The sequence below is a fragment of the Daejeonella sp. genome, from assembly GCF_036405355.1.
GTDB lineage: Bacteria > Bacteroidota > Bacteroidia > Sphingobacteriales > Sphingobacteriaceae > Daejeonella.
This window is the reverse complement of the sequence record NZ_DASWXT010000055.1, coordinates 1-12034: the sequence shown is the minus strand read 5'-3', so window position 1 is coordinate 12034 and position 12034 is coordinate 1. Positions and strand designations below refer to the sequence as shown.

Genomic DNA, 12034 nt, shown 5'->3' with positions numbered 1-12034 from the left:
GAATCTACAAAAAAGGTGCCGCAACAAAAAAATATATACTAAACCTTTTTCGGAGGAAGGTCAAATGCTATTGCATCGTGCTCGAAATGTCCGTTATGTGATCCGTCACAGAATGGTTTGTTTTTTGAAAGTCCGCAGCGACAGATGGATAGAACCGTACGGCCCTGCAAGCCATATACCCCACCATTCCGGTCAACGATCTCAAAATCGCCTTCTATTTTTACCGAACCATTACTATTGATTGTAAGTTTTGTTTTTGACATGATTGTTTTTTGGGGTAAAGATAGGGAATTGGGAATAGGAAATGGGGAATAGGAAATAGGTATTAGGGGAAATTAAGAATTGAGAGTGGAGAATTGAGAATGGGGAATAGGAAATAGGAAATTGGCAATTGGGAACCGATAGCTATTGGGTGAAGAATTGAGAATCACTAGTATCGGGTAAAAATAAAATTTATGCTTAATTATGAAATTAGACCGCCTTTGCGGCGGAAGGGCACTTAATTTCCCTGCAGCCCGTCCGAACGGCTTCAGCCGGGCGGGCTGGGAATTAAGCAAAAGAGCCGCGGCTTCCCGGTATTTGTAGCAAAGCCATGCCTTCGGCATTGTAAATCCACACTTAATCCTATCGGTGTAATCCGAGCCGTATCAATGTTAATTAACAAATGAAAGGATCTGCACCACTTCTCCGGATTACTTAGCTGAAGTGATTTATGAAAGATAGTGCAAGGATTATTGCGCCTTTCCTGCCAAATCCCGGAATGCCGATCCCTGCAATCGGCAATGACGGTAATTTATGATCGGTTGTAGGCCCAAGCACTATCCCAACCACCGTTCATATCACATTAGCTGACCCGAAGGACGATTCAATCCCCAGTGACAGCAAAATCAAAAAAAGTAGCAGATTCTTTCAAAAAGCACCTCCGAGCATCAGATTTTGGGATCATAACCGGAATGCTTTCAAATATTGCTATCCCCCAAAAGCAGCGATCCCTGTTTTTTTGATGTGCGGAGGATTGTGGCCAAGGCACCTAGGGATTGAAGAAGGCTTTTGTTCCTTTTGGCCTTCAAAAGGAATTCGCCCCCCGGCAATGGAGGGAGGCAAGGTTGAGCGGGGCAGTTTATTTTGAAATTAGCTAAAATATTAATTTGAAAAGCCTTAATAGAGATATACTAAATGTTACACTATTTTTAAGTGGATAAATATGATGTGAAATTGGGAATGGAGACCCGATAGCTATCTGATTGAGAATTCGCGAAAATCTGTTTCAACTGAAAAATGAACTATTTGAAAATTATGGAAAAAGAATTACTTTTAATATGCAAAAAAACCAACCCATATGAAAAAGTACCTAATACTTCTTGTAGTAGCTCTGTTCTTCACAGCTGCCAATGCCTTTGACAAAGGAGAATGGACCGGATTTATCTCAGATGATAAATGCGGTGCAAAGGGCAATAACAAAGGTCATGCTGCCTGCGCAAAAGAATGCGTAAAGAAAGGCGCCAAAATCGTTTTTGTAAGTGGTGATAAAGTTTATGCGATCAAAGACACCAAAAAAGCCGAAAACTTTGTCGGAGAAGAGGTAACCGTTACCGGTTCAATCACCGATGGTGTTCTGGAAATTACCAAACTGGTCAAAAAATCAGAATAAACAGTTAAATTTTAGCTGTTTCTCCTGTACAAAGGTCCCATGATTCATCAATTAAGCATTGCTTAATAATGCTTTTTTGCAGGGTTGTTATGCTCTCTCCGTCATTTCGAACACAGCAGTAGTATCGTCCTCTTAAGCTAATAATTTATGCTGTGGAGAAATCTGTTGTTTCAGGCAGAGCATCTCATGATGGGTTTTCTTTTCTTTAAAACCTTTGAATAGCATCAACAGATTTCTCTTCGCGTTAGGAATAGTTCTAAGTACAAAAATCCATGCCGCTCATTCGAAATGACAGGTGGTTCGTTCCCGTCATTTCGAACACAGCGGTAGTATCCTCCTCTTTCTACAAAAGCTTCTCAACAGCAACGTGATAAGCTGGATCTTCCATTATATTCACATCGATGATACCATCAGCATTCTTAAGCAGGGTGCGGCAATCCTGACTCAGGTGTTTTAGATGTAACTTTTTGCCTGCCTTGTGATAGCGTTCTGTTAATTTGTTCAGCGCATCAATTCCCGACATATCCGAAACCCTGCTCTCTTTAAAATCAATTACCACCACTTCCGGGTCACCGGACACATCAAACTTTTCATTAAAAGCGGTTACAGAGCCGAAGAACAGAGGGCCGAAAATCTCATAGTGCTTTACCCCTGCTTCATCGGTGTATTTCCTGGCTCTTATTCGCTTGGCACTTTCCCAGGCGAATACCAGTGCAGATATAATCACACCGATCAGAACAGCTAATGCCAGATTATGAAGCCATATAGTAATTAAGGCTACCAGGATGCCCACAAATACATCCTGCTTCGGCATTTTATTGATTATGCGAAAGCTTATCCATTCAAATGTCCCAATAGCTACCATAATCATTACACCGGTTAGGGCGGCCATCGGCACAAGTTCAATAAGAGGTGCAGCAAATAAGATAATTGCCAGAATGGTTAATGAAGCAACAATACCTGATAAGCGGGCTCTCGCACCCGCAGAAAGATTCACTAAAGTCTGTGCAATCATCGGACATCCGCCCATACCGAAGAAAAAGCCATTCAGGATGTTTGCACTCCCCTGCGCTAAAGCTTCGCGGTTACCATTGCCCCGGGTGGAAGTCATCTCATCTACAAGGTTAAGGGTAAGCAATCCCTCGGTTAATCCAACCCCTGCCATAATGAGGGCATAGGGAAATATGATATCAAGCGTTTCCCATTCAAATGGCACCAATGGAATGTGGAAAGGCGGAAAGCCCCCGCTTACTGATGCAATATCTTTTACCATTTTAGTTTCAATCCCGAAACCAAGAACAATGAAAAAGACCACAATAATTGCAACCAGGGAAGGTGGCACAGCTTTGGTAATCCGGGGTAATAAAACAACAATAGCGATAGTCAGGGCAACCAATCCTGCCATGATATAAAGCGGCGAACCCGATAACCAGGTTTCCTGTCCGTTAGTGACGGTTTTAAACTGCTGCAGTTGGGCCATGAAAATAATAACCGCCAGTCCGTTAACAAAGCCGTACATCACCGGCTGCGGCACCAGACGAATAAACTTACCCAAACGGAATAAGCCAACCAGAATTTGAATTGCCCCTGCCAAAGCCACTGCTGCGAAAACATATTCCAGTCCGTTAGATTTCATCAGTGCTATTAATACCACCACCGTTGCTCCTGCACCGCCCGAGATCAAACCCGGTCTGCCCCCAAATATTGAGGTAACCAAACCCATAATAAAAGCCGCGTATAAGCCGGTTAAGGGAGGGAAACCAGCCAGTATAGCGAATGACAGGGATTCAGGCAGCATAGTCATTGCTACGGTAAGACCGGCCAGTATTTCAATCTTGTAATTAACCTTTTGCGAAAAGTCAAACAGGCGTAGGTAGGGCTTCATCCCCAAAAGTAGAAATATATGGCCTTAATTACTAAATGAGTTTCTCAAAAGCAAACAACCTGCTGCCTCATTTTACCCGACAAGCTTAATCTTCCATCACTGAACAGGTCAGGCCCAATGAGCTAACCAATAATTGAATCTGTGTGGGCGAAGGATTATCGCCCACTATCCGCAGCACCTTATCGCAATCTTCCAGATCTACACTTACCTCTATAATGTGAGCAAATCTGCTAAGCAGATTTTGAAGGCTGCTCACTTCAGATTGCTTGCTTGCATTGGTTTTAAATATCAAAACTTCCATAATTCGATGTTTATCCGCTTCGGGGATGCTTAGAGATTTTACCTCAGGGTGCATTAAGAATAAAGTTTATTTATCTGAAGGATTATTTTCTCTCCGCACGCTCTGTATGAAATTGTGAACTCTGCATTAAAATTCAGCATTTCCAATGCTGCATTTTCGCTTTAAACTGCTCCTGCTCTTCGGGAGTCATTTCCTTAAAGCGTTCGGCCATTCTTCCGCGCTTCCAGGAGGAGCCCATTTTGCCACCCTTGCCGAAACCGAAAAGGATCTTGGACAGGATAAATATTCCCATCGCCTGCCAGAATGTAATGGACCTTACACCGAGGATCTCGGGAAGCAAATTGTTCCAGAGCAGCATCACTACATAGCTTACCAGAGAAAGAAAGGCAATCCCGATCAGCGGAAAAAACACAAAACGGCCTTTGTAAAATATCTTCTTCATAATTCTAAAATTTAATAATCATTAATCTCATTATACAATTGTTTTAAGCGCTTGCGCAGATGCAGTACAGCATAGCGCTTGCGTGTCACCAGGGTCTGAATGTTTTCCCCGGTAGTTTCTGCTATTTTCTGGAAGGGGATATTGTCCAGCTCCTGCCAGATGAAGATCTGCTGCTGCTCTTTGGGCAGCTCCTCCAGAGCAAGAAATAACTGCTCCCAGAACATGTTACGGAAGTACTCAGTTTCAGGAGTGTTTGCCTCTGTGAGGAGCATAGCCCTGAAATCCGGTGTATCATCCTCTTCGTCATCATTCAGGTTATCAAACAGCTCTTCTTTTTTCTTTTTATGCTTGTCGATAATCTTGTTCCGGGCCACCCGGTATAGCCAGGCGCCTGTTTGTTCAATCGGCTCAGAATTTACTATTGCAGTAAACTGGTACCAAACGTCCTGAATAATATCCTCCGCATCCTCTTCACTATTAACCTTGCTCCTGATAAAGCCCATAAGCCCCTTACCATACGATTTTATCGTTTGTAAAATACGCTGGTTCTTCTCCTTGGGTATTACGACTGCTGTCAATTTATTGCGGGTTTATTAAGTAGACGATTGAGGGGTTAAAACATTTCAAATTATTTTTATTTTTTTTCAATACTGGTTATAAGGGTTCAAAGCTTAAACCAATTGACACTTGATAGCTATCGGGTTGATAATGATCAGGGTGATCCGGTAAAAATTTTGTTCTTCGACCCTGAAGGGGGAAATGTCATTATTTAAGATTAGGGAGGTTCCAGCTTTCACTGGAATGACATGCATTTTTTTAGTATTGGGGAGATCCTGACTTTCGTCAGGATCGAAGGGCCCCAAAAAGCACTAGTAACAATACCACTCAGATTCCGGCGAAGGCCGGAATCTCCCTATTCCACCCCCCGGATTGTCATCCGATAGCTATCTGATCCAGCGAAAGCTGGAACCTCATTCTAACCAGACAATATGATCTTAATATTTGTTAATCTGCCTTTTTAAACTCTTTCCTCAATCCCGGTAATAAGCAAACAAAAAGTATAAGCAGGGCTAAAAAGATGTAAAAGGCATGCAGCCAGCTGACGGCCTGAATAAATACCATTTGGACCTGTATCCAGATAATTAAAATAAAGGCCATATAGACGCTAAAAGTCCAGGACCAGTGCATATCCCTAAAGCAATTGAGCATTTCAGCGAAGCTGCTTTCGGGTTTCTTTAATAATGCGAATATCAGCAGGAACGGGCCGAGGCCAAGAAAAGTAAACAGGACGATACCCGGTATCAAAAAACTGGTAAAAGGCGAATGATCCAGCAAAGACAGCGGCATTCCCATTAGTTCTCCTGATGGTGAGAGGATCAGCACTCCGCCGCCGCCAATGGCACCTAAGCCCAAAAAAACCATCAAAAAAATTAAAAAATATAAAGCTCTTATTTTCATTTCATGTAAAGCTGATATGCTGTAAGCACCAGGGTAATGAGTACAATGCCGGAATAGATTTGCTTATTATACTTTGCGAGCCATTCGGGCAGATAGATATCGAAATTATGTTTGTGGGATGAGGAATATTTACGGGCCATTATGGTTAATGGGCACATCATATTAAAGATCAGCAAGACGAGACCTTCTAAAATAATGAGTCCGTAACCCAGCCAAAGCCATACATCCAATTTATTATTAATCACAGCATAAAGCATATAAAAAATAACAAAATTGAAAAACACCCATATTAAGGTATGTACAATTTTGATCAGGGTTAAGTTTGTTTCCTCCTCGCGTGATGGAACATTTTGATTCATACTTCCTACTTTAATAGTACATTTCTAAGCAATATTATTTTTCATCAGGTAAAAATGTAATGGGTTTGCTAGGTGACCCATTGTGTAAACCGTTCAACAGGCCGCCTCAATGAAACCGGATCAGGATATTTTTTCACATAACCTGTTCGTAATATGAACTGCACCGGATCAATTATGCCAACAGATACGTTAAAGGATTGATGAATTGATGGCTCTTCCAATATTTGGGTCATTGGGTGTATGGCTATATTTTTTTCTCTTACTTTCAGGAACAACCTTTGCATCCGCCTCCCGGTTTCGATCAGGCTGCCTACCGAAGCATCCTTACTTGTGATTAGAAACCAGCCAGCGGATGAAGCTACTTGTTTCTCTACCTGTTTAATATTCTGATCCCTGAAGCTCTTAGCCATTACATTAGATTTTCCATAAAAGTTTCTGACCAACCACCCGGCTATGCCCTCTATTTCCATACTGCCGGTACTGAGTCCATCCCGGTAGAGTTCAGCATCCTTACTTGAAAACCTGATCCAGTCAGCCAGTTCTTTTTGTGCCGGCTCACGGTACGACTGAATCTTATTTGATTCGATGGTTTGCTCATTAAGAACATGATATGCTTTATCCGTTCGGGGAATGAAGTGAATGAGATCAGGTTCATTATCAATGAGAAGTTTGACATCTTCTGCCCTTAAGTCAACAGAAAGTATATTGGATCTGACAGTCCTGCGTTGAACAATACGTTCGGCATTATACCTAAGCTTACTGCCCGACCTGATCAGTTTTACTTCCATCACATTTTCGTCCTGATTGGTGTTGGCCATTAAACTGAATTCACACCGATAGCCAAGACTATGAGCGGCATACTCTAAATTTTGAATAAAGGCCCCAATGGATAATATCGTTTCCCTTTGCATCGGGTCAACAGCAGGCAACCATTTTCTTTTATCATTACAAATGATCCAATGCAGAGGTTCAATGAACCTGATCATCCAGGGTTGTGTATTATGACCGCTGGGGGCCAGAGAGGCAAGGTATGCTATCTGCCGTTGATCAGGTGTTAAGCCGGTTTTAACATTGCTATCAGGTTTCAGATCGGCCCTGACAAAATTGCTTTTATCGCTGAAGGCATAATAAGTTGCACCGGCAATAAGGAATGACCCACCTGCTACACCTAAAAATGTTCTTCTGTTCATAATGGTTACGATATATAAAAGAATATGAGCGGTCACAGTTTTAAGCCAACAGTTTAATCTGGTTCTGTACAATGAGCTTAACAGGATCCAGCAAAACAAATCATGCAATTTTTCAACAGTTTATCCCTTAGGTCCCGCAGCTTTTAGTAAAAAAGTTTTTACAGATTGTAAATCTGGCGATTTAAATGCCTGATAATAATGACATTGGTCATTGAAAGGTTTGATTTCGATCATAAGTATCAGCTTAGAACCAGGCGCTTAAAGGGAGAAGGAATTAAATAAAGTTAAGGGCTATATGGTGAAAAAATGCTGAATGCCCGGTGCTGGTAATTCGCTGTTGTAATTTGTATTCCAAGGGCAAACAGAAGACTTCCTGCCACTTGAAAATCAGTAGAGACCGCTGGAAGGTGGGCGCCATTTAAGGAGGTGGCGGCCCCCGCTGAAATCACAATCTAACAGGCGAGAGAATAATGAGATTCCTGCTCAGAGGCCGGAATCGGACATCAAAACCTGATATCAGTACTTTCATGCATTACCTTTCATACAAGATTTGGGAAGTAAATTTATTCCAATAAGTACTATATTACATGCATAAAATGCAACCATGAAAAAATCGTCCACCCTTCTTCTTTCTTTCCTGCTGGTATTGCCTGCATTTCTCTCTGCACAAAACGGAAAGGTATTTGATAATCAGATCCTGAATTCTAAAATCTTAAAATCAGATCGCAAATATGCTATCTATCTGCCGGCTGATTACGATTCTTCGCATCGATCATACCCCGTGTTGTATTTATTGCACGGACAGGGTGGAGATCAGGCAAACTGGATTGATTATGGCGATCTTCAGCAAATTGCTGACCATGCCATCAATAGTGGAAATGCCACTCCAATGATTATTGTGATGCCTGATGCAACAAGTGGCAGAAGCGGTTATTTTAATGATATCCTCGGCGACTGGAATTATGAAGATTTCTTTTTCCAGGAGCTGATCCCTTTTATTGAGAAAAAATACCGCGTTAAATCCATAAAACGTTCGCGTGCCATTTCCGGACTTTCAATGGGTGGTGGCGGGACTTTCATGTATGCTCTGCGCCATCCGGAACTATTTTCTGCGGCCTATCCAATCAGCGCTTATGTTGGTCCGGCGAACCTCGAAACTGCCAAATTAAGACTGAAAGCAGAAGAATTGAAATTAGCAGATTCGGTTGTTTCGAAGTATTACGAACAACATAATGCCATTTCCTTAATTAACAATATACCAGACGATCAGAAAAAGGCCGTTAAATGGTATATCGACTGTGGCGACGATGACTACCTTGAAGAAGGAAACTACCTTGCCCACAGAGCCATGCTCAAAAAAGAAATCCCACACGAATTCAGGATAAATGATGGCGGGCATAACTGGACCTATTGGAGAACGGCACTTCCAAAAGTGCTGGAGTTTGTTTCGAGAGCGTTTAGGGCTTCTTAAATGGAGGTGGCAGTTTAGGCTCGAGTATTTACCTGCCTGGTATAAAAGTATAGGCTGAGTTTTGTGAATTTGGACTATCCGCTAATTTGTTTCACTTCACTCTCATTTTCAATTTCTAAGTAATACTTACAGAAGCAGGGAGCTAAAGAAGGAAATGCCCCATTTGATGCCAAATGGAAAGGTGAATTAGATTATTCAAAACCAGCTTCTGCAACTCCTGCATGTGGCATTTCAGTAGCATTGATTAATGCTTCTGTACCATGAGCCGGACTTCTATATCCTACCAATTTGTTTGCAGATAGTAAAGCATCTGCTCCATTGGCACCTCCGGCAGCATAATGATAGACCTGCCATGTATTATTTGCAACATTCCATGGCCCCGTAAATGAAGATACTGCATTACCTCCGCCTTTTTCAATTACTACACCGGTAACCCTTACTGAACTTCCCTCTTCTGCCATAATAGATTTTGCACCAGCATGTATTGCTTCAGGCCGGGTTTTAAACGACTTCCGTTCAAGGTCCACCTGACGGGTTGACAAAGTTAAGTTAAGACCAAGCTGCTGAGCTCCGCCATATATACTGGCGACTGCCTTTCCGGCATTAATTTGAGAACGTGCCGCAGATCGGAACTCTGATTTTGCTCCCCCGATTACCCAACTGAAAGTGCGTGGATAATTCAGGCCTAAACTACCCGGTGCTTCATTATATCTGCGAAGCGATTCATCCTCTGCTTTTGAATTGGTTTCAGCGACATGTTCAGAATAAATCCGGTCGTGTAGTTCTATGTTTATTGGTCGCTCCCCACGCCCTGCCGGTCCTAAATAAGCCTGTTTCGCCAAATTATCCGGTAATGATGCGTCAAGCCTTCCGTTACTTATAAATGCCGAAATCCGGTCTTGAGGTAAGGGGTTGCCACGCCATGATTTCTGCTTAAAGTCTGCAGGTAAGTCTGTTGGATCAAACCTGCGTTCTCCGGGTGCCAAAGCATTGCGGGCATGCCAGAATTGGCCACGGCCTGCACTGTTGTTATACATAAGCTGAGTCACCTTCTCGCTCTTACCCAAAGAAGCCTTTAAATACGGCACTGCAGGCATTGAAATACCTTTTTGCTGTACTGCTTCAGTGCCTGAAGGTGTAAACTGTGCCTTTTTTGAACGGGAAAACATGTTAGTAGGGCTTATGAAATTATAAATATTGAATTAACTATACCCGATATCTTTCTTTTATATGAATATAAATAATAAAAGTTTCAATAAAGGCTAAAATAATATTCAGAAAGCTATCATCCTGACAAAAATTAACCAGAGAGGTACAAACAAAAAGATCAGAGATGTTGTGCCTTAGTGATAAAACAAAAAACCCCTCAGAAATTAATCCGAAGGGTTTCGTTATGATGACCACCTTCACTAAAGCTTCGGCGGCCGATGTGGGAGATACTGGGTTCGAACCTTCCCTCGTCAAGCCGCAATCAGAGGATGGGATGAGTGGAGGGAATGAAGCTGTGTTCATTTACTCCAGTTCTTTCAATCTGTTAATCGCATTCTGGTTGGATGGATCTAGGCTAAGCGATTTCTTAAAATTAGAAATTGCTAAAGCCTTATTACCCACATACAAGTAACCTTCTGCAAGGCTATCAAACAGGTTTGCTGATTTTGGATACAACGTTGTGGCAAACAGGAATACCTTGATGCCATTGTCTGAGGTTTCTTTATTGAATAATAGCTGTAAACCGAGGTTATTTAAACTGCCTTCTGAAAGCTTAAACCCTGGGTACTGTTTAACTAACTGCTCAGACAGTTCATCAAGTCCATTGTATTGCCGTGATTTCGCAATATTGTTAAAGTCTTCAAACCTGAATGACTTAACTATAGGATTTTTAACTTCTTTACTGACGAGACCGGACTCGATATCATTAGATTCAGGATGCTTTGATAAAAAGGCCAGGCCCTTGCTATCGTTCTTAAGATAGGCATTTAGGAATGTTAATGCGTACCTGGACATGAGACGATAGGAGCCCATAATTTCTTCATCACTCTTATCCTGTCGTTTATCCCTCTCATTGAACAGCACACCCAGTGTACTGAAATATGCATGTGTCATGTGATGAAGTTTTAACTTGTAAGCTTTACTGTTTTTCAATGTATCATACAACAGAAATTCCGTGTTCAACCTGGGATCAAGCTTCTGTTCTTCCATTATATCTTTTGGAATCTCTTTTTGAGACAGATGAATATAAGGCACATTGATGCGATCAGGATTAAAGTACGGAGATTTCGATAAGGTGGCATATTGGTATCGCTCGCTACCATCTAAACTCACTATGGCCTTAATCATCCCATTACGCATCTTAACCAGACTGTTTGACATTCCACCAAAACTGAAGCCCATCAGGGCAATATTATTTGCATCAGCCTGCTTATTCTTCAAGGCTTCTTTTATTAGGAACTCTGCATCCCTTGCCTGCGTTTCCATGTCCTTAACTGTTCCGCCTTCCAAAGGTTTAGTATTAGTCCCAAGACTTGGTGCAGATATCACAATGTAACCATGACTTGCTAAGTATTCACACAACAAAAAGTTCTCTATCGAAGAAGCTTGATAGCTTGCAGAGTACACTATGACCGGGAAAGTTTCCCCAACAGGAGTTAAGTTCCGATATGCTGCTGAGCGTTCACTTAAATGCCTTTGATTATCTGGACTGTTTGAATAGTAGAACCAATTAAGAATCTGCTCATCGGGCAAATGCTCCCACTCTTCTTCTTCCTTAAGGATACGCATATAGTCTAACACGCTGGTACTCGCCATTCTTACCCTTGGGTCAATTGTACCCGGATACCATATACTAACGCTTATCGGTCTATAAACTGCCTTCCCATTCCAGTCAGAAGCTCTCGTATATGTTCTGGAGGAATCATTCACAATGAAATGTTTGAACCCGACAGTATAGCTGCCATTTTCAAGTTGAATTTCCTTAAGCGAGGTTTGGGCGAAGCAAATGGTAGAGAGGAAGATAAATGCAATAGTAAATCTGATCATAACGTGGTATATTGATAAGCTTATAGATTATAGACGATTGTAATGCCTGATAAGTTGCAGGTTAATTTACTTAAGATTAATGAAGTCAAAGTATGCTTTTAACAAATTGTAGCAGGTTGGAACCTTGACCCTTCCGATGTAATCGGAATGCTCTGAACCAGGTAAAATAAAAAAACCCCTCAGAAATTAATCTGAAGGGTTTTGTTTTGTGGGAGATACTGGGTTCGAACCAGTGACCCCC

12 protein-coding genes are annotated in these 12034 nt (G+C 41.8%); 2 read left to right on the top strand and 10 right to left on the bottom strand.

All coding sequences use genetic code 11. From position 1 onward, the window contains the following. Positions 1-38: 38 nt before the first annotated feature. On the bottom strand, positions 39-263 hold the full coding sequence (locus VGE44_RS06925; RefSeq protein WP_305363207.1) for a CDGSH iron-sulfur domain-containing protein: 225 nt from the start codon (positions 261-263) through the stop codon (positions 39-41). A gap of 1076 nt (positions 264-1339) precedes the next feature. Between VGE44_RS06925 and VGE44_RS06920 the strand changes: the two genes are divergently transcribed. Further along, the gene (locus tag VGE44_RS06920; RefSeq protein ID WP_331077305.1) at positions 1340-1651 is read left to right on the top strand and encodes a hypothetical protein; all 312 of its coding nucleotides are present in this window, start codon (positions 1340-1342) and stop codon (positions 1649-1651) included. Between the two features lie 343 nt (positions 1652-1994). Here the strand turns inward: VGE44_RS06920 and VGE44_RS06915 are convergent, their stop codons facing one another. From VGE44_RS06915 to VGE44_RS06885, 7 genes are all read right to left on the bottom strand, one after another. After that, on the bottom strand, positions 1995-3536 hold the full coding sequence (locus tag VGE44_RS06915; RefSeq protein ID WP_331077302.1) for a SulP family inorganic anion transporter: 1542 nt from the start codon (positions 3534-3536) through the stop codon (positions 1995-1997). An 85-nt stretch (positions 3537-3621) separates the two neighbouring features. Next, positions 3622-3837, bottom strand: a complete 216-nt coding sequence (locus VGE44_RS06910; RefSeq protein WP_331077300.1) for a hypothetical protein — start codon at positions 3835-3837, stop codon at positions 3622-3624. 133 nt (positions 3838-3970) lie between these two features. Next, a complete protein-coding gene (locus VGE44_RS06905; RefSeq protein ID WP_331077298.1) occupies positions 3971-4279 on the bottom strand; it encodes a hypothetical protein in 309 nt (102 codons plus the stop codon). Between the two features lie 11 nt (positions 4280-4290). Further along, positions 4291-4857, bottom strand: coding sequence for a sigma-70 family RNA polymerase sigma factor (locus tag VGE44_RS06900; protein WP_331077296.1), 567 nt, complete (start codon positions 4855-4857; stop codon positions 4291-4293). Between the two features lie 427 nt (positions 4858-5284). Continuing rightward, on the bottom strand, positions 5285-5701 hold the full coding sequence (locus VGE44_RS06895) for a hypothetical protein (protein WP_331077293.1): 417 nt from the start codon (positions 5699-5701) through the stop codon (positions 5285-5287). 32 nt (positions 5702-5733) lie between these two features. Then, positions 5734-6096: a hypothetical protein gene (locus VGE44_RS06890; protein ID WP_331077291.1), complete on the bottom strand. Its 363-nt coding sequence runs from the start codon at positions 6094-6096 to the stop codon at positions 5734-5736. A gap of 68 nt (positions 6097-6164) precedes the next feature. Beyond that, a complete protein-coding gene (locus VGE44_RS06885) occupies positions 6165-7286 on the bottom strand; it encodes an Acg family FMN-binding oxidoreductase (RefSeq protein WP_331077289.1) in 1122 nt (373 codons plus the stop codon). 604 nt (positions 7287-7890) lie between these two features. Here VGE44_RS06885 and VGE44_RS06880 point away from each other — a divergent pair. Continuing rightward, the gene (locus VGE44_RS06880; protein WP_331077287.1) at positions 7891-8757 is read left to right on the top strand and encodes an alpha/beta hydrolase family protein; all 867 of its coding nucleotides are present in this window, start codon (positions 7891-7893) and stop codon (positions 8755-8757) included. Between the two features lie 191 nt (positions 8758-8948). Here the strand turns inward: VGE44_RS06880 and VGE44_RS06875 are convergent, their stop codons facing one another. Next, positions 8949-9926, bottom strand: coding sequence for a hypothetical protein (locus tag VGE44_RS06875; RefSeq protein ID WP_331077285.1), 978 nt, complete (start codon positions 9924-9926; stop codon positions 8949-8951). Between the two features lie 343 nt (positions 9927-10269). Further along, the gene (locus tag VGE44_RS06870) at positions 10270-11793 is read right to left on the bottom strand and encodes a CocE/NonD family hydrolase (RefSeq protein ID WP_331077283.1); all 1524 of its coding nucleotides are present in this window, start codon (positions 11791-11793) and stop codon (positions 10270-10272) included. Positions 11794-12034: the final 241 nt, after the last annotated feature.

What these genes read in the sequence shown, in the direction of transcription:
- VGE44_RS06910 (WP_331077300.1), bottom strand. Translation starts at nt 3,837, where the DNA reads ATGGAAGTTTTGATATTTAAAACCAATGCAAGCAAGCAATCTGAAGTG.
- VGE44_RS06885 (WP_331077289.1), bottom strand. Translation starts at nt 7,286, where the DNA reads ATGAACAGAAGAACATTTTTAGGTGTAGCAGGTGGGTCATTCCTTATT.
- VGE44_RS06880 (WP_331077287.1), top strand. Translation starts at nt 7,891, where the DNA reads ATGAAAAAATCGTCCACCCTTCTTCTTTCTTTCCTGCTGGTATTGCCT.
- VGE44_RS06870 (WP_331077283.1), bottom strand. Translation starts at nt 11,793, where the DNA reads ATGATCAGATTTACTATTGCATTTATCTTCCTCTCTACCATTTGCTTC.
- VGE44_RS06920 (WP_331077305.1), top strand. Translation starts at nt 1,340, where the DNA reads ATGAAAAAGTACCTAATACTTCTTGTAGTAGCTCTGTTCTTCACAGCT.
- VGE44_RS06925 (WP_305363207.1), bottom strand. Translation starts at nt 263, where the DNA reads ATGTCAAAAACAAAACTTACAATCAATAGTAATGGTTCGGTAAAAATA.
- VGE44_RS06875 (WP_331077285.1), bottom strand. Translation starts at nt 9,926, where the DNA reads ATGTTTTCCCGTTCAAAAAAGGCACAGTTTACACCTTCAGGCACTGAA.
- VGE44_RS06905 (WP_331077298.1), bottom strand. Translation starts at nt 4,279, where the DNA reads ATGAAGAAGATATTTTACAAAGGCCGTTTTGTGTTTTTTCCGCTGATC.
- VGE44_RS06915 (WP_331077302.1), bottom strand. Translation starts at nt 3,536, where the DNA reads ATGAAGCCCTACCTACGCCTGTTTGACTTTTCGCAAAAGGTTAATTAC.
- VGE44_RS06890 (WP_331077291.1), bottom strand. Translation starts at nt 6,096, where the DNA reads ATGAATCAAAATGTTCCATCACGCGAGGAGGAAACAAACTTAACCCTG.
- VGE44_RS06895 (WP_331077293.1), bottom strand. Translation starts at nt 5,701, where the DNA reads ATGGTTTTTTTGGGCTTAGGTGCCATTGGCGGCGGCGGAGTGCTGATC.